Below are 15,997 nucleotides of genomic sequence, written 5' to 3' on the forward strand. Positions count from 1 at the left end.
TAACTCATTAATATAAGGAGGTGCCTGGGAATGAAACTTCATGAATTAAAACCTGCAGAAGGTTCTCGTAAAGTACGTAACCGTGTCGGTCGTGGTATCGGTTCTGGTAACGGTAAAACTGCTGGTAAAGGTCATAAAGGACAAAACGCACGTTCTGGCGGCGGTGTTCGTCTTGGCTTCGAAGGTGGTCAAACTCCATTATTCCGTCGTTTACCAAAACGCGGCTTCACAAACATTAACCGTAAAGAGTTTGCTATTGTAAACTTATCAACGTTAAATCGTTTTGAAGATGGTACAGAAGTAACACCTGAATTATTGCTGGAAACTGGCGTTATCAGCAAGTTAAACGACGGTGTTAAAGTTCTTGCAAGCGGAGCAGTAGAGAAAAAACTAACTGTTAAAGCGCACAAGTTCTCTTCAAGTGCTAAAGAAGCAATTGAAGCAGCTGGCGGATCAGTTGAGGTGATCTAATGTTTCGTACAATCTCCAACTTTATGCGCGTTGCTGAGATAAGACGTAAAATATTATTCACTTTAGCGATGTTAATCGTATTCAGGATTGGCACGTTTATCCCCGTGCCATTTACAAATGGAGACGTACTGAAGGCACAAGATCAATTAAATGCTTTAGGTATTCTAAATACATTTGGCGGTGGAGCCTTGAAAAACTTCTCCATCTTTGCGATGGGAATCATGCCGTATATTACAGCATCCATCATCGTGCAGTTATTGCAGATGGATGTTGTTCCTAAATTTTCGGAATGGTCGAAGCAAGGTGAAATGGGCCGTCGTAAATTAACGCAATTCACGCGTTACTTTACAATTGTTCTTGCGTTTATTCAGGGGTTTGGTATGTCAATCGGTTTTAACGGTATGGTAGGTGGACAATTAATTTTGAATCCAGGTTGGAGCACTTATTTATACATTGCTACGGTACTGACTGCTGGTACTGCATTTTTAATGTGGTTAGGTGAACAGATTACAGCTAAAGGTGTAGGTAATGGTATTTCCATCCTTATCTTTGGCGGTATTGCCGCAGCGATCCCAAGTGTTATATCTCAAGTGTATCAGCAACAGTTTCAAAATATCGGAGATCAATTGTTCATGAGTATCGTTAAAGTTGCATTGATTTTACTAGCTGTGCTAGCAGTTATTGTGGGTGTTATTTTCATTCAACAGGCTGTTAGAAAGATCCCAATTCAATATGCGAAGCGTGTAACAGGAGGAAATGGTGGTTATGCTGGAGCACAAAACACACATTTACCGCTTAAGGTAAATAGTGCTGGTGTTATTCCAGTAATTTTTGCTGTTTCATTCTTAATTACGCCTCCGACTATTGCACAGTTCTTCCCGAAACATGATGTATCGCAGTGGATTATTGCAAACTTTAACTATTCTCACCCAGTGGGAATGATCATATATGTTGCGCTCATTGTAGCCTTCACATATTTCTATGCATTTGTTCAGGTTAATCCAGAGCAAATGTCAGAGAATCTAAACAAGCAAGGTGGATATGTTCCAGGTATTCGTCCGGGTAAGAATACGGAACAATATCTAACAAAAATCTTGTATCGTTTGACCTTTGTAGGATCAATTTTCCTAGCAGCGATTGCAATCTTACCAGTTATCTTTACGAAATTGGGAAATCTTCCTCCATCTGCACAGATCGGTGGAACGAGTATGTTAATCGTTGTCGGCGTTGCTTTAGAAACAATGAAGCAGCTAGAAAGCCAACTGGTAAAACGCCATTACAAAGGGTTTATCAAGCAGTGAGTAAGTGGGAAGAATTGTCTTCCCTACATGCTCATGTACTCTGAGGGGGAACAAGGATGAACTTAATTTTAATGGGGCTTCCTGGTGCTGGTAAAGGTACACAAGCCGAACAGATTGTTGCCAAGTATAACATCCCTCACATTTCAACAGGAGACATGTTCCGTGCAGCTATGAAGGCTGAAACTGAAATGGGTCTACAAGCAAAATCTTTTATTGATAAAGGTGCACTTGTTCCAGATGAAGTTACAATCGGAATCGTTCGTGAACGTTTAAGTCAAGACGACTGCGTAAGAGGTTTCTTACTAGACGGTTTCCCACGAACTGTTGCACAAGCATCAGCTCTTGAAGAAATTATGAAAGATCTTGGCAAAAAAATCGACTATGTTTTAAACATTAATGTGGATTCAGGGTTGTTATTAAAACGCCTTACAGGCCGTCGCATTTGTAAAGAGTGCGGTGCGACTTACCACTTAGAATTCAATCCACCAGCAAAAGCTGATGTGTGCGATAAATGTGGTGGCGAATTATATCAACGCTCTGATGACAATGAAGAAACTGTAGCAAATCGTTTAGATGTAAATATTAAGCAAACAAAACCTTTGCTTGATTTCTACGAAGAGCTTGGTTACTTACAAAGCATTAATGGTGAGCAAGATATCAATAAAGTATTTGCTGATATCGATGTTCTCATCGGAGGCTTAGCGTAATGATAATCTGCAAAACTCCTCGCGAGATAGAAATCATGCGAGAAGCTGGCAGGATCGTTGCTTTGACTCATCAAGAGTTGAAACAGCACATTACTCCAGGAATTACAACGAAAGAGCTCGATCAAATAGCGGAAAAGACGATTCAAAAATATGGTGCTACGCCATCTTTTAAAGGATACAACGGATTTCCGGGGAGCATATGTGCTTCTGTAAATGAAGAGCTTGTACACGGAATTCCAGGGAAGCGCAAGCTCAAAGAGGGCGATATCATCAGTATCGATATTGGTGCGAAATACAATGGGTACCATGGAGATTCTGCATGGACGTATCCAGTTGGAAACATTTCTGAATCTGTTCAAAAGCTACTTGATGTCACAGAAAAATCGTTGTATCTTGGTCTAGAACAAGTAAAACCAGGCGAGAGATTATCAAATATCTCACATGCGGTTCAAACCCATGCTGAAGAGAATGGATTCTCGATCGTTAGGGAGTATGTTGGTCACGGAATCGGGCAAGACTTACATGAGGACCCTCAAATCCCGCACTATGGTCCACCAAATAGAGGCCCTAGATTAAAGCCGGGAATGGTCATCTGTGTTGAGCCGATGGTGAATCAAGGAAGACGATATGTAAAAACACTATCTGATGACTGGACAGTGGTAACGGTAGATGGTAAATGGTGTGCCCATTTTGAGCACACGATTGCTCTTACAGAAGCAGGATACGAAATCCTTACCACTTTATAAGTAGCTGGCTCTCCGGGATTTCAGAGCAGTGTAAAATGTTACTGATTTGAAGAAGGGAGAACTATTGAATGGCTAAAGATGATGTAATTGAAGTCGAAGGTACCGTTCTTGAAACGTTGCCAAATGCTATGTTCAAAGTAGAATTAGAGAATGGGCATGTCGTATTGGCTCACGTTTCTGGTAAAATCCGTATGAACTTCATTCGTATTTTACCAGGAGACAAAGTTACGGTAGAATTATCTCCGTACGATTTAAATCGTGGTCGTATTACGTACCGTTTTAAATAATATAGCACTCCGTAATCTTTAAGGAGGTTCGAGACATGAAAGTAAGACCGTCAGTTAAACCAATCTGCGAAAAATGTAAAGTTATTCGTAGACGTGGAAAAGTAATGGTTATTTGTGAAAACCCTAAACATAAACAAAAACAAGGTTAATCAGAAGGAGGTGCATTCGTAATGGCACGTATCGCAGGTGTAGATATTCCTCGAGACAAACGCGTTGTTATTTCTTTAACTTACGTATTCGGCATTGGTCGCACAACTGCTGAAAAAATTCTTGCTGAAGCAGGTATTTCTGAAGAAACACGAGTTCGTGATTTAACGGAAGACGAATTAGGACGTATCCGTGATATCATCGATCGTATTAAAGTTGAGGGAGACCTTCGTCGTGAAGTATCTCTTAACATCAAACGTCTAATGGAGATCGGTTCTTACCGTGGTCTTCGTCACCGTCGTGGTTTACCAGTTCGTGGTCAAAACTCTAAAAACAATGCTCGTACACGTAAAGGTCCACGTCGTACAGTAGCAAATAAAAAGAAATAATAAGTAAAGGAGGTTGAACTAACAATGGCACGTAAAACAAACACTCGTAAAAAACGTGTGAAAAAGAATATTGAAGCTGGTATAGCTCATATTCGTTCTACTTTCAACAACACAATCGTAACACTTACAGATACTCACGGTAACGCACTTTCTTGGTCTAGTGCTGGTGCACTTGGTTTCCGTGGATCTCGTAAATCTACTCCATTCGCTGCGCAAATGGCTGCTGAAACTGCTGCTAAAGCTGCAATGGAACACGGTTTAAAAACTTTAGAGGTTACTGTTAAAGGTCCTGGTGCTGGTCGTGAAGCTGCAATTCGTGCTCTTCAAGCTGCAGGTCTAGAAGTAACAGCAATTAGAGATGTTACTCCAGTTCCTCATAATGGATGTCGTCCACCAAAACGTCGTCGTGTGTAATTTTTCTGTATAGAATTTTCCCTTTTGTCTATAATGGATATGATGCATTATCGAGAAATTTCGTACAGAAACATCGCTTGTTGTGCACAATCGGGAACTGCCTAAGGGGGACTTTCGGTTAGACAGGGGTTATACCTTTGTTTAACCGGGGTTTCGACGTTTTGAAGGAGGGTTTAGTTAATGATTGAAATCGAAAAGCCGAAAATCGAAACGGTTGAACTTAACGAAGATGCTAAATATGGTAAATTCGTAATTGAACCGCTTGAGCGTGGATATGGTACTACTTTGGGTAACTCCTTACGTCGTATTCTTTTATCCTCACTCCCTGGTGCCGCTGTTACTGCTATCCAAATCGATGGCGTATTACATGAATTTTCAACAGTTGAGGGCGTAGTAGAAGACGTTACGACGATCATCTTAAACTTGAAAAAGTTAGCTCTTAAAATCTACTCTGAAGAAGAGAAGACGTTGGAAATTGATGTACAGGGCGAAGGTATTGTCACAGCTGCTGATATTACTCACGATAGTGATGTAGAAATCTTAAATCCAGATTTACACATTGCAACGTTAGCAAAAGATGCGCATTTCCGCGTGCGTTTAACTGCAAAGCGTGGCCGTGGGTATACGCCAGCTGATGCAAATAAAAGCGAAGATCAACCAATAGGAGTAATTCCTATTGATTCTATTTATACTCCAGTATCACGTGTGACTTACCAAGTGGAAAAGACACGTGTCGGACAAGTGGCTAATTATGATAAGCTTACGCTTGATGTATGGACGGATGGAAGCATCGGGCCAAAAGAAGCTATCTCTTTAGGTGCCAAAATCTTAACTGAGCATTTAAATATCTTTGTTGGTTTAACTGATGAAGCACAAAATGCTGAGATTATGGTCGAGAAGGAAGAAGATCAAAAAGAGAAAGTTCTTGAGATGACTATCGAAGAACTAGACCTTTCTGTTCGTTCTTATAATTGCCTAAAACGTGCAGGAATTAATACTGTACAAGAGCTTGCGAACAAAACAGAAGAAGATATGATGAAAGTTCGTAACTTAGGACGTAAATCCTTAGAAGAAGTTAAACATAAACTTGAGGAATTAGGTTTAGGTTTACGTAAAGACGACTGAGGATTTAAACCCATCAACAAAGGAGGGAACTACGAATGGCATACAGAAAATTAGGCCGTACAAGTGCGCAACGTAAAGCTATGTTACGTGATTTAGCTACTGATTTAATTATCAACGAGCGCATCCAAACGACAGAAACTCGTGCAAAAGAACTTCGTTCTGTAGTGGAAAAAATGATCACTTTAGGTAAACGCGGAGATCTTCATGCTCGTCGTCAAGCAGCAGCTTTCATTCGCAATGAAGTAGCTAACGCTGAGACTGGTCAAGATGCACTTCAAAAACTATTCGCTGATGTAGCTCCACGCTATGCTGAGCGCCAAGGCGGATACACTCGTATTGCAAAAATTGGTCCACGTCGCGGAGACGCAGCACCAATGGTAATTATCGAGTTAGTATAATGATAATTAAAAGGGCAGGACAGTTCTTTTCAAGAAACTGGTCATGGCCCTTTTTTTTAAATATAAAAATAGGCTAACTTGGCGAAGGAAAGGGTGCCTTCTATTGAAAAAAGAGAAACTTCGGATAGAAAATATATCATTTCAATATCCTGGGGCAGCCACTTATGCATTAAAAGATGTTTCATTTTCCTTATATGAGGGAGAATGGGTATCTATTATTGGTCAAAACGGTTCAGGAAAGTCTACACTTGCAAAATTATTGAATGGTTTGTTTTTGCCAGAAGCAGGGACTATTACAGTAAATGATACAATGGTTTTATCAGAGGAAACGGTATGGGATGTTCGAAAACAAATTGGAATGGTATTTCAAAATCCAGATAATCAATTTGTTGGAACGACAGTGCAAGATGATGTTGTATTTGGCTTGGAGAATATCGGAATGCCAAGAGAACAAATGATTGAAAGATTAGAACAGGCCTTGCAACTTGTCCGTATGGAAGATTTTCTTAATGATGAGCCTCATTCCTTATCTGGTGGGCAAAAGCAGCGAGTGGCAATAGCAGGCGTTTTAGCACTTCAACCATCTATTTTAATATTAGATGAAGCAACGTCAATGTTAGACCCTCAAGGGAGACGTGAAGTAGTAGAAACGGTTAGACAACTTGTTACTCAAAAAGGTATTACCGTGTTATCAATTACGCACGATTTAGAAGAAGCGGCACAGTCAGATCGTGTCATTATTTTAAATAAGGGAGAAATATTAGAGGAAGGGACTCCAGAAAAAATTTTCAAATCCTCTCATATGCTCCAAGAAATTGGCTTAGATGTACCGTTTTCGGTGAAAATAGCAGAATTATTAAAAAGAAATGAAATTCTCTTGCAAAATACGCATCTTACAATGGAAAGCTTGGTGAACGAACTTTGGAGATTACATTCCAAAAAGTAGAACATCGTTATCAATATAAAACTCCATTTGAAAGACGCGCACTTTATGATGTAGACGTGTCGTTTCCAAGTGGGGGCTATTATGCCATTATCGGTCATACTGGTTCAGGAAAGTCGACGATGATTCAACATTTAAATGGTTTATTGCAGCCGACAAATGGTACAGTTCAAATTGGTGAACATTTGATTTCGGCAGGAAAGAAAGAAAAAAAGCTAAAGCCACTACGTAAGAAAGTAGGGGTTGTCTTTCAATTCCCAGAACATCAGTTGTTTGAAGAGACTGTGGAGAAAGATATTTGTTTCGGCCCTACTAATTTTGGAGTATCTGTAGACGAAGCAAGGCAAAAGGCTAGAAAGGCAATTGAACTTGTAGGGCTAGAACCAGAACTGTTAGCACGTTCTCCGTTCGAATTAAGTGGTGGACAAATGAGACGTGTTGCTATAGCGGGTGTACTGGCAATGGAACCTGAAGTGCTTGTATTAGATGAACCTACAGCAGGACTAGATCCAAAAGGGCAGAACGAACTTATGGAGATGTTTTATAAGCTGCACAAGGAGAAGGGTCTTACAGTCATCCTTGTAACGCATAATATGGAGGATGCTGCTCAGTATGCGGAGCAGATTGTAGTTATGCATAAAGGAACGGTCTTTTTGCAAGGAAGTGCAGAGGAAGTATTTTCACATGCTGATGAACTAGAGAAAATTGGTGTGGATCTTCCTATGTCATTAAAGTATAAACGTGCAATTGAAGAGAAGTTTGGTATTTCAATTCCAAAGGCTACCTTATCTTTAGAGGATCTTACTCATGAAGTTGTGCAGGTGTTACGAAAAGGTGGTCATGAATCATGCAGCAGTTGATTATTGGGAGATATATCCCGGGGAATTCACTTATTCATCAACTTGATCCACGTACGAAGCTGCTGATTGTCTTTTTATATGTATTTGTTGTTTTCTTAGCAAATAATGCGATTTCATATGGATTTTTATTTTTATATGCACTCATTGCTTTATTTTTTGCAAAAGTGCCGATTCGTTATGTACTTTCGGGCTTAAAACCAATTTTATGGATTTTTCTTTTTACATTTTTCCTGCATATTTTTACAAATAAAGAGGGGGATGTACTATTCCAGCTTGGTTGGTTTTCGATATATGAAAAAGGATTAGAGCAAGGGATATACATTTCTGTACGATTCTTCGTTATTATTTTAATGACGACATTATTAACGTTAACGACGACACCTATTGAAATTACAGATGGTTTGGAGACGTTATTAAAGCCGTTGAAGCGTATAAAGGTTCCTGTTCATGAAATCGCATTAATGATGTCAATTTCTCTTCGTTTTATCCCGACATTAATGGATGAAACGAGTAAAATAATGAAAGCACAAGCGTCACGTGGTATTGATTTTGCCGGGGGACCGATAAAAGATAGAATGAAAGCTATTATTTCACTGCTCGTTCCTCTGTTTATCAGTGCTTTTAAGCGTGCAGAGGACTTAGCCATTGCGATGGAAGCTCGTGGATATCAAAGTGGTGAAGGACGTACTAAATTTAGGCAACTACGCTGGAAAACAAGCGATACAGTAACGATTGTCAGCTTATTTTGTTTAGCTTGTATTTTGGCATGGGTGCGATCGTAATGGAGAATAGAGAAATGGATAGAATAAAATGTACGGTTGCATATGATGGCATGCATTTTTGTGGTTATCAAATTCAGCCGAACCATCGTACTGTTCAACAGGAGATAGAAAAAGCATTGCAGAAATTGCATAAGGGAGAACTTGTTCGTGTTCAGGCATCTGGTAGAACAGATTCTACAGTTCATGCAAAAGGACAAGTAATACACTTTGATACTCCTTTGTCTCTTGAAGAATGGCAATGGATTAATGCTTTAAACACAATGTTGCCAGATGATATTGTTATTAGGCAAGTAGAGAAAAAAACAGAAGAATTTCATGCACGTTACGGTGTTGAGAAAAAAGAATATCGTTATCGTGTATTATTATCAAAGACTGCGGATGTATTCCGTAGAAATTACGTATATCAATATCCATACCCGCTCGAAATCAACTCTATAAGAAAAGCAATTCCTTATTTTATTGGAACACATGATTTCACTTCTTTTTGTTCGGCAAAAACTGACAAAAAAGATAAAGTGCGAACAATTTATGAAATCGAGTTAATTGAACAAAATGATGAAATAATTTTTCGTTTTGTAGGTAATGGATTTTTATATAATATGGTCAGAATTATTGTTGGTACGTTACTTAGCGTAGGGCAAGGAAAGCTTGATCCTGATAGCATTCCAGAGATTTTAGCGAAACAAAATCGTCAGTTTGCTGGAAAGATGGCTCCAGGTCATGGGCTTTACTTATGGGAGGTAAACTATAACAACTAATCCTGGTGTAACATTTGCTTGACATTAGAAACTCAAAAGTATATCATAACATATGGTATTGTTTCTAAAACCACGATTAGCCCCGGAAGGAAATCGTGTTTAAGATAAACAATAGATTTTTTCTATGGAAAAGATAACGAGGAGGGAAACACATGCGTACGACTTTTATGGCAAAAGCTAACGAAGTTGAGCGTAAATGGTATGTGGTTGATGCTGAAGGTCAAACTTTAGGTCGCCTTGCTAGTGAAGTAGCATCCATTTTACGTGGTAAAAACAAACCTACATTTACACCACACGTTGACACGGGTGATCATGTAATTATTATTAACGCTGAGAAAATTCATTTAACAGGTAATAAATTAAACGATAAAATTTACTACCGTCACACTAACCACCCAGGTGGACTTAAGCAAAGAACAGCTCTTGAAATGCGTACAAACTACCCTGTACAAATGTTAGAGCTTGCAATTAAAGGCATGCTTCCAAAAGGACGCTTAGGCCGTCAAGTTTCTAAGAAACTTAACGTGTATGCTGGAGCAGAGCATCCACACCAAGCACAAAAACCAGAAGTTTACGAACTTCGCGGATAATTAATTAAAGGAGGGCTTACTTTGGCACAGGTTCAATACTATGGCACTGGACGTCGTAAGAGTTCAGTAGCGCGCGTACGCCTAGTTCCAGGCGAAGGACGCGTTATCATTAACGGTCGTGATTTTGAAAACTATATCCCATTTGCTGCATTACGTGAAGTAGTGAAACAACCTCTAGTTGCAACAGAAACTTTAGGTAACTACGATGTACTTGTAAACGTAAATGGTGGTGGATACACTGGTCAAGCTGGTGCTATTCGTCACGGTATTTCTCGCGCTTTATTAAAAGCTGATCCAGAATACCGTCTAACATTAAAACGTGCAGGTCTATTAACTCGTGACGCACGTATGAAAGAGCGTAAAAAATACGGTCTTAAAGGCGCACGTCGTGCACCTCAGTTCTCAAAACGTTAATTTTTGCGAACTACAAACCCCAACCATTTTGGTTGGGGTTTTTTATGTTTCATTCCTCTTTTGCAATTTTTATAGCTTGGAATATTTTAGTGCTCCCGCCACGCGTATGCTTCTTCTTTAGAAGTTTAGACTAATACGTATTAGGGAGGTTTATATGTACTATGAATGTCATTGTCAGCTTACAAGAAAAACAAAAAGAAAAGCAGTTAAAATACGAGCGGAAGATGTTGCGGGAATTATCATTAAAAACATTGCGTTCAAATATTCGTGATGCCTTTCAAATGCAAGAGCTTCATCGTCAGTATGAAGATTACTGTATTGAATTAGGGATAGAATCTTATTTATTAGGAGCGAGATACAGTAAATTTGGTTATTATGGTGAATCGTTTTTTGATGTGAAATATAGAGCTTTAGAAGAAGAACAACAATTAACTGAAACGCTATTTCAATTTTTAACGAGTATGACTATGCGAGAAATAAAGTTGAAAGATGAGGAGTTACTTTTTGAATCTTGTCAGCAGTTTATAGGATTGTGGTGGCAAGAAGGGTATGAAAAAGGTGAAAGAAGATATCGATTAAAGCTTCATTAAGACAAGCATAAACTTTCCTCTTGTCCCATATAAGTAATTAGAGGGACTAGCTGGAGGAGGAAAGGTATGAAGAGAATTCGAATTATCTCTTTTGCACTCGCTGCGGTTGTATTGTTTTTTTTAGTCAAGCAAGAATTTCAAATTACAAAATCGTGGCGAGCTTGGAATTTACCCTTATCAGGGAAAGTAATTGTGTTAGATGCTGGGCATGGTGGACCAGATGGAGGGGCTGTTGGTGGAAAGGATATTATAGAAAAGGATATTACGCTTGAAATTACAAAAAAGGTACAAGACTATTTACAAGAACAAGGTGCACTAGTTATTTTAACGCGTGAGGGAGATTATGATTTAGCTAACAAAGATACAAAGTCATATAGTAGACGTAAAGCAGAGGATTTAAAAAAACGTGTAGAAATCATCAATAAACCTGATGTAGACTTTTTTGCAAGTATTCATTTAAATGCTTTAACTAGTAGTGGATCGAAAGGCGCACAAACGTTCTATTACCGCTCTTCGATTGAAAATGAACGTGCTGCAAAATTTATACAGGCTGAATTGAGAACAAGTTTAGAGAACACGAATCGTTCTGCTAAGACAATTTCGCATGTATATTTATTAAAGTATTCTAAAACACCAGGTGCTTTAATTGAAGCTGGCTTTTTATCGAATGTGAACGAAAGGTATATGTTAAATTCGGAGAAATATCAGCAAAAGGTAGCAGCTGCAATATACCGTGGTATATTACGTTATTTCACGGAAAAAGGAAATCCTCCAGAATAAGGAGGATTTTTTTGAGCTTCTCTCGTTAACGAAGTTTTCGGAAAATATGTTATACTGGAAATGTAAACGCATTTATTTCAAGGATAAGCAGAGATAAATTCAATTAACATTACGTTATTTTTCATACAGGGGGCTGGGCTAATTATGGTAACGAAAGAGCAAGTGGTTGAAGCGTTAGAAGGGATTGTAGATCCGTTTTTACATAAAACATTAAAAGAAACAAGTGCAATTAAAGAGGTAACAGTCAAGCCAGAGAAGGAACATGTGAGTGTCAAAATTGCAATCGTAAAAACCGGTACAGCGGAACAAATGCAGTTGCAGTCTGGAATTGTAAAGTTAGTAAAAGAACTTGGGGCAGCAACAGTTGGACTTCGTTTTGCAGAATTTACAGAAGAGGAATTAGCTCAGTTTGCACCGGAACAAGAAGAAGAGCAAAGTGAATCTTTATTGTCACCTAATTCAAAAACAACATTCTTAGCAGTAGCGAGTGGAAAAGGTGGCGTGGGAAAATCAACTGTTTCCGTTAACCTTGCAGTTGCTTTAGCTCGTTTAGGAAAAAAAGTTGGTATTATTGATGCGGACATTTACGGTTTTAGTGTGCCAGACATGATGGGGATAGAAAAACGTCCTATCGTAAGAGGTGACAAGATAATTCCGGTGGAACGTTTAGGTGTAAAGGTAATCTCAATGGGCTTCTTTGTAGAGGATAATGCACCAGTTATTTGGAGAGGACCTATGCTTGGGAAAATGTTAAACCACTTCTTCACAGAAGTAGAATGGGGCGATTTAGATTATTTAGTACTAGATTTGCCACCAGGCACAGGTGATGTTGCGTTAGATGTGCACTCAATGTTGCCATCTTGCAAAGAGATTATTGTAACGACGCCTCATCCAACAGCTGCGTTTGTAGCAGCGCGTGCTGGAGCGATGGCATTGCGCACTGAACATAGTATTCTTGGTGTTGTTGAGAATATGGCATATTTTGAAAGTAAGGTAACTGGTGAGAAAGAATATGTATTTGGAAAAGGTGGGGGAGATAAGTTAGCTACCGAATTACAAACGAATGTTCTTGGTCGTATTCCACTGCAACAACCCGATTGGAATAAAGAAGACTTTGCTCCTTCAGTATATGAAGATACACATACAACGGGCATTATTTATAGTAAAATAGCTGAAACAGTAATTGATAAAACAGCTGTTACACAAAAATAAAGTGAAACTTTAATCAGTGGGGTTCACCTGTTACTGACAACAATAAGGCTTTTGTTGCTAGTAAGCCTTTCGCTTAATTAGAGGGGTCCATTTTGTCTGTTAATAGCAAGATAAAGTAATAACGAGTGAACAATATATAAATTGTCCACTCGTTATTATAGTTATTATTTTTTACTGTTCTTCCTTCTTCTCGCCTTGAGAACCACCGTCACCGCCTGCTTCTTTCTTGCCAGATCCGCCTTTTTCAGCTTTTTGCACACCTTTACTAATGATATCAATCATCTTGGCTTGGAAGAGTGGACTTTCAGCAGTTTCTGTTAGTACTTGTTGTAGATATTGACGGTATTCTTTACTCTTCATTGTTTGTAACATCATTTTTTCTACTTCAGGATTTTTCATAATTTCTATAACGCCTGCTTGGTATTCAGGGTCTTTTAATAAGGTTTTCATTAATTGAGTTTGTTCTTTCCCCATACTTTTAGCAAATTTTGATGAGAACTCAGGATCTTTAAAGAGCTTTTCCCAGAATTGTTGCCCTTTATCGGATACCATGGCATCTTCAATCGTTTTCTTTACTACTGTTTCATCTAGTATGAGTGCTTGTTTCATTTTTTCATCAGTTAATACATCTTGAATAGCTTTCTTACCTTGATCTGTTTTTAAAATATCAACAATCATTTTCTTTGTTTGATCGTAATCTAGTTCGGATTTCGTTTCTTTTCCTTGTGCGCATGCTGCAAGTGCGATAAGTAGAAAAGAAGAAACGAAAATGAATAGCATCCGTTTCATAAGTTGGAACTCCTTTCAGCACAGTTCTCTCTTTTTAATATAAATATCTTTAAGGAATTTATACATGAACATGGCTAGCTTTTTGAAATTGTCATTGATACAATTTAATTAGAAATATAAGGATAATGGGGGATGTGTTGTGAATAGCCGCAAGTGGGTACGACTATTTTTAACGACGTTGTTTCTTGGTGGGATTAGCACAGTTATTATTGGTTTTGTTTTGGAGTGGGACAAGTACGATAAATTTTTTCAAAATTTCGACGGTAAGGAGATTTTAGCAGTATCTTTCTGGCTGATGGGTGTAGGATTTATTTTTAGTGTTATAAGTCAAATGGGATTCTTTGCATATTTAACAATCCACCGTTTTGGACTAGGGATGTTTCGCTCATCTTCTTTATGGAATGCAGTCCAGCTCTTCTTTATTGCATTCGTATTATTTGATTTTGTGTATTTAAGATCTGTACTTATTGCAAATGGGGAAGTCTCGTTAGGGAATAATATACTTGTTGCTGGAATGTTATTTGTGTTTGGAGCAATTGTTGCTTATGTAAAAAGTAAAGAAACAAATAAAAAAGCATTTGTGCCAGCTCTGTTCTTTATGGTTGTTGTAACGATCCTTGAATGGGTACCGGCGCTTCGGATTAATGATACAGATTGGTTATATTTAATGGTTATACCGCTATTGTTATGTAATGCATATCAATTACTTGTATTACATCGTTTAATCGGAAAAACAAGTAAATCAGCTTAATAGAGAGGTTTTATAAAACAGCAGTTATAATGTTGTAAATGGTATGATTAAAAAAGCTCTACCACCTTCTTGAAAGGTAGTAGAGCTTTTTATGCGTGAAGAGTAGTAGGGAAGAAGCTACTTCACATCCTCACTTTTCGTACTTGTGTTGGAAATAAGTTGTGAAACGGATATTTGCTCATATCCATCACTTTTTATTTTTTGCAGGAGCAGCGGTAAAGCTCTATTTGTTTGAAGGGCAGAATCGGATGCGTGTAATAAGACGATATCTCCACCTTTCAAATTATTAGAGACAGTGGAAACGATGTTATTTACACCTGGGTTTTTCCAATCGTTTGAATTATTACTCCAATGCACGACGGTGTATCCAAGTGATTCTGCGATTTTAAGGGTTGCTTTGTTAAATTCGCCACTAGGTGGACGTAACAGCTTGACTTGTTTTACACCAAGTTTCGTAAAAACATCTTGTGCTCGTAAAAGGTCTCGTCTTATTTCATTTGTCTCTAGAGAAGTATAGGATGTGTAATTGTACCCCATACTACCGATTTCGTGTCCATCTTTCATGATTCGCTCTACAATATCGGGGTGTCTTTCGGCCCATGCAGCAGAAAGGAAGAAGGTTGCATTCTTAATTTCTTTTTCTTTAAGAGTATCTAGGATTGGAATTGCTTTTTTGTCTCCCCAACTAATATCAAACGTAAATGCAACTTGCTTTTTAGCGGTGTCTCCTTTGTAAATTACTTTAGGGCCTGTAGCAGTTGAAAAAGCAGATTCATGTGAATATGTTTTTAAAAAGAGTAGCCATGCTGTAAATAAGGACAGTATCACTATTAAGCTAATGTGTTTAAAATTTCTCTTACTCGTAATAAAAAAGAAAAACATAATATTACGCCCCTTTGTCCAATCCTTTTCAGTTACATATATGCTGGAAATATAAAAAAGAGAACAAAGGATTAATATCGTAAGTAGTGGATATAATGGATGATAGGATTGTGATAATTGAAAATGAGCGGAACGTTTATTGTTGCGTAAGGAATTATTGAGGTGATTGTTTGCTTGGGCTGATGTTGACAAAAGAAGAGAGAAAAGAAATGGAATACATATTGAAGAGAGAATTAGAGGAACTTTTATTTGATTTTGAAGATGAGCGTATTCATGAAGTTGTAAAAAAAGCCATGGAAGAAAGATATAAAATCATTTTCTGTTTATTCCGGAGAGTAGCTAACACAGAAGAATGTATTCGTTATGTAAGAAAAAGAATTTTTTATTAAAAAGTGTTGACGTTAATAGTTTGTATATGTTAAATTAATAACCGTCGCTGATGCGGAAACGCAGAAAACGACAAAAAGAAATTGAAAAACTTAGTTGACATTAACTAACGAAGATGTTAACATAAGGAAGTCGCAAACGAGCGATCAAGTAGTTCTTTGAAAACTGAACGAAACAAACAACGTGAAACGTCAATTTTTATTTTAGATGCTAGACAAACTAACTTTATTGGAGAGTTTGATCCTGGCTCAGGATGAACGCTGGCGGCGTGCCT

General features: G+C 38.1%; 23 protein-coding genes. 21 read left to right on the forward strand and 2 right to left on the reverse strand.

Going from position 1 to position 15,997, the window contains the following annotated elements; genetic code table 11:
* Positions 1-30: 30 nt before the first annotated feature.
* The 19 genes from rplO to GBN91_RS26860 all read left to right on the forward strand — a co-directional run bounded on the left by rplO (position 31) and on the right by GBN91_RS26860 (position 12,914).
* A complete protein-coding gene (rplO, locus tag GBN91_RS26770; RefSeq protein ID WP_000766081.1) occupies positions 31-471 on the forward strand; it encodes a 50S ribosomal protein L15 in 441 nt (146 codons plus the stop codon).
* Complete coding sequence (gene secY, locus GBN91_RS26775) at positions 471-1,772, forward strand: preprotein translocase subunit SecY (protein WP_000490117.1); 1,302 nt, start codon at positions 471-473, stop codon at positions 1,770-1,772. Before rplO ends, secY begins: the two co-directional genes overlap by 1 nt.
* Before the next feature lie 56 nt (positions 1,773-1,828).
* Positions 1,829-2,479: an adenylate kinase gene (locus GBN91_RS26780; RefSeq protein ID WP_001048989.1), complete on the forward strand. Its 651-nt coding sequence runs from the start codon at positions 1,829-1,831 to the stop codon at positions 2,477-2,479.
* Entirely contained in the window at positions 2,479-3,225 is a 747-nt protein-coding gene (gene map / locus GBN91_RS26785; protein WP_000582539.1) for a type I methionyl aminopeptidase, read from the forward strand. Before GBN91_RS26780 ends, map begins: the two co-directional genes overlap by 1 nt.
* Positions 3,226-3,293: 68 nt before the next feature.
* Positions 3,294-3,512 carry a translation initiation factor IF-1 gene (gene infA, locus GBN91_RS26790; RefSeq protein ID WP_001029884.1) on the forward strand — a complete coding sequence of 73 codons (219 nt, stop codon included), beginning with the start codon at positions 3,294-3,296 and terminating at the stop codon, positions 3,510-3,512.
* A gap of 35 nt (positions 3,513-3,547) precedes the next feature.
* On the forward strand, positions 3,548-3,661 hold the full coding sequence (rpmJ, locus tag GBN91_RS26795; RefSeq protein ID WP_000868344.1) for a 50S ribosomal protein L36: 114 nt from the start codon (positions 3,548-3,550) through the stop codon (positions 3,659-3,661).
* A 21-nt stretch (positions 3,662-3,682) separates the two neighbouring features.
* On the forward strand, positions 3,683-4,048 hold the full coding sequence (gene rpsM / locus GBN91_RS26800) for a 30S ribosomal protein S13 (RefSeq protein WP_000090788.1): 366 nt from the start codon (positions 3,683-3,685) through the stop codon (positions 4,046-4,048).
* A 24-nt stretch (positions 4,049-4,072) separates the two neighbouring features.
* Positions 4,073-4,462 (forward strand): 30S ribosomal protein S11, encoded by a 390-nt coding sequence (rpsK, locus tag GBN91_RS26805; protein ID WP_000101798.1) that lies wholly within the window; start codon positions 4,073-4,075, stop codon positions 4,460-4,462.
* Between the two features lie 180 nt (positions 4,463-4,642).
* Positions 4,643-5,587, forward strand: a complete 945-nt coding sequence (locus GBN91_RS26810; protein WP_000569643.1) for a DNA-directed RNA polymerase subunit alpha — start codon at positions 4,643-4,645, stop codon at positions 5,585-5,587.
* Between the two features lie 35 nt (positions 5,588-5,622).
* Entirely contained in the window at positions 5,623-5,985 is a 363-nt protein-coding gene (gene rplQ, locus GBN91_RS26815) for a 50S ribosomal protein L17 (protein WP_000331490.1), read from the forward strand.
* Positions 5,986-6,088: 103 nt separating this feature from the next.
* Positions 6,089-6,931 (forward strand): energy-coupling factor ABC transporter ATP-binding protein, encoded by an 843-nt coding sequence (locus GBN91_RS26820; protein ID WP_000711757.1) that lies wholly within the window; start codon positions 6,089-6,091, stop codon positions 6,929-6,931.
* Positions 6,907-7,788: an energy-coupling factor ABC transporter ATP-binding protein gene (locus tag GBN91_RS26825; protein WP_000406533.1), complete on the forward strand. Its 882-nt coding sequence runs from the start codon at positions 6,907-6,909 to the stop codon at positions 7,786-7,788. Before GBN91_RS26820 ends, GBN91_RS26825 begins: the two co-directional genes overlap by 25 nt.
* The gene (locus GBN91_RS26830; protein ID WP_001186526.1) at positions 7,776-8,570 is read left to right on the forward strand and encodes an energy-coupling factor transporter transmembrane component T family protein; all 795 of its coding nucleotides are present in this window, start codon (positions 7,776-7,778) and stop codon (positions 8,568-8,570) included. Before GBN91_RS26825 ends, GBN91_RS26830 begins: the two co-directional genes overlap by 13 nt.
* Before the next feature lie 14 nt (positions 8,571-8,584).
* Entirely contained in the window at positions 8,585-9,328 is a 744-nt protein-coding gene (gene truA, locus GBN91_RS26835; RefSeq protein ID WP_002098927.1) for a tRNA pseudouridine(38-40) synthase TruA, read from the forward strand.
* A 152-nt stretch (positions 9,329-9,480) separates the two neighbouring features.
* Positions 9,481-9,918 (forward strand): 50S ribosomal protein L13, encoded by a 438-nt coding sequence (gene rplM / locus GBN91_RS26840; RefSeq protein WP_001260793.1) that lies wholly within the window; start codon positions 9,481-9,483, stop codon positions 9,916-9,918.
* A gap of 21 nt (positions 9,919-9,939) precedes the next feature.
* Positions 9,940-10,332, forward strand: coding sequence for a 30S ribosomal protein S9 (rpsI, locus tag GBN91_RS26845; protein WP_000079986.1), 393 nt, complete (start codon positions 9,940-9,942; stop codon positions 10,330-10,332).
* 161 nt (positions 10,333-10,493) lie between these two features.
* Entirely contained in the window at positions 10,494-10,922 is a 429-nt protein-coding gene (locus GBN91_RS26850) for a DUF2521 family protein (RefSeq protein WP_001101005.1), read from the forward strand.
* Between the two features lie 66 nt (positions 10,923-10,988).
* Entirely contained in the window at positions 10,989-11,702 is a 714-nt protein-coding gene (gene cwlD, locus GBN91_RS26855) for an N-acetylmuramoyl-L-alanine amidase CwlD (RefSeq protein ID WP_000822439.1), read from the forward strand.
* A gap of 144 nt (positions 11,703-11,846) precedes the next feature.
* Entirely contained in the window at positions 11,847-12,914 is a 1,068-nt protein-coding gene (locus GBN91_RS26860) for an Mrp/NBP35 family ATP-binding protein (RefSeq protein WP_000256628.1), read from the forward strand.
* A gap of 171 nt (positions 12,915-13,085) precedes the next feature.
* Here GBN91_RS26860 and gerD read toward each other — a convergent pair whose 3' ends face one another.
* The gene (gerD, locus tag GBN91_RS26865) at positions 13,086-13,703 is read right to left on the reverse strand and encodes a spore germination lipoprotein GerD (protein ID WP_000827295.1); all 618 of its coding nucleotides are present in this window, start codon (positions 13,701-13,703) and stop codon (positions 13,086-13,088) included.
* A 139-nt stretch (positions 13,704-13,842) separates the two neighbouring features.
* On the opposite strand from gerD, the gene kbaA reads away from it, so the two are divergent.
* Complete coding sequence (kbaA, locus tag GBN91_RS26870) at positions 13,843-14,454, forward strand: KinB signaling pathway activation protein KbaA (RefSeq protein WP_006921137.1); 612 nt, start codon at positions 13,843-13,845, stop codon at positions 14,452-14,454.
* 117 nt (positions 14,455-14,571) lie between these two features.
* Here kbaA and pdaB read toward each other — a convergent pair whose 3' ends face one another.
* The gene (pdaB, locus tag GBN91_RS26875; protein WP_000464703.1) at positions 14,572-15,336 is read right to left on the reverse strand and encodes a polysaccharide deacetylase family sporulation protein PdaB; all 765 of its coding nucleotides are present in this window, start codon (positions 15,334-15,336) and stop codon (positions 14,572-14,574) included.
* Positions 15,337-15,506: 170 nt separating this feature from the next.
* Between pdaB and GBN91_RS26880 the strand changes: the two genes are divergently transcribed.
* Positions 15,507-15,725: a hypothetical protein gene (locus GBN91_RS26880; RefSeq protein ID WP_000901147.1), complete on the forward strand. Its 219-nt coding sequence runs from the start codon at positions 15,507-15,509 to the stop codon at positions 15,723-15,725.
* Positions 15,726-15,997 lie beyond the last annotated feature (272 nt).

The sequence above is a fragment of the Bacillus sp. B1-WWTP-T-0.5-Post-4 genome, assembly GCF_009183795.1.
In the GTDB taxonomy this organism is placed as follows: domain Bacteria; phylum Bacillota; class Bacilli; order Bacillales; family Bacillaceae_G; genus Bacillus_A; species Bacillus_A cereus.

Coding starts and splice junctions, on each gene's coding strand:
- rplO (WP_000766081.1), top strand. CDS start 31: ATGAAACTTCATGAATTAAAACCTGCAGAAGGTTCTCGTAAAGTACGT.
- secY (WP_000490117.1), top strand. CDS start 471: ATGTTTCGTACAATCTCCAACTTTATGCGCGTTGCTGAGATAAGACGT.
- GBN91_RS26780 (WP_001048989.1), top strand. CDS start 1,829: ATGAACTTAATTTTAATGGGGCTTCCTGGTGCTGGTAAAGGTACACAA.
- map (WP_000582539.1), top strand. CDS start 2,479: ATGATAATCTGCAAAACTCCTCGCGAGATAGAAATCATGCGAGAAGCT.
- infA (WP_001029884.1), top strand. CDS start 3,294: ATGGCTAAAGATGATGTAATTGAAGTCGAAGGTACCGTTCTTGAAACG.
- rpmJ (WP_000868344.1), top strand. CDS start 3,548: ATGAAAGTAAGACCGTCAGTTAAACCAATCTGCGAAAAATGTAAAGTT.
- rpsM (WP_000090788.1), top strand. CDS start 3,683: ATGGCACGTATCGCAGGTGTAGATATTCCTCGAGACAAACGCGTTGTT.
- rpsK (WP_000101798.1), top strand. CDS start 4,073: ATGGCACGTAAAACAAACACTCGTAAAAAACGTGTGAAAAAGAATATT.
- GBN91_RS26810 (WP_000569643.1), top strand. CDS start 4,643: ATGATTGAAATCGAAAAGCCGAAAATCGAAACGGTTGAACTTAACGAA.
- rplQ (WP_000331490.1), top strand. CDS start 5,623: ATGGCATACAGAAAATTAGGCCGTACAAGTGCGCAACGTAAAGCTATG.
- GBN91_RS26830 (WP_001186526.1), top strand. CDS start 7,776: ATGCAGCAGTTGATTATTGGGAGATATATCCCGGGGAATTCACTTATT.
- truA (WP_002098927.1), top strand. CDS start 8,585: ATGGATAGAATAAAATGTACGGTTGCATATGATGGCATGCATTTTTGT.
- rplM (WP_001260793.1), top strand. CDS start 9,481: ATGCGTACGACTTTTATGGCAAAAGCTAACGAAGTTGAGCGTAAATGG.
- GBN91_RS26850 (WP_001101005.1), top strand. CDS start 10,494: ATGAATGTCATTGTCAGCTTACAAGAAAAACAAAAAGAAAAGCAGTTA.
- cwlD (WP_000822439.1), top strand. CDS start 10,989: ATGAAGAGAATTCGAATTATCTCTTTTGCACTCGCTGCGGTTGTATTG.
- GBN91_RS26860 (WP_000256628.1), top strand. CDS start 11,847: ATGGTAACGAAAGAGCAAGTGGTTGAAGCGTTAGAAGGGATTGTAGAT.
- gerD (WP_000827295.1), bottom strand. CDS start 13,703: ATGAAACGGATGCTATTCATTTTCGTTTCTTCTTTTCTACTTATCGCA.
- pdaB (WP_000464703.1), bottom strand. CDS start 15,336: ATGTTTTTCTTTTTTATTACGAGTAAGAGAAATTTTAAACACATTAGC.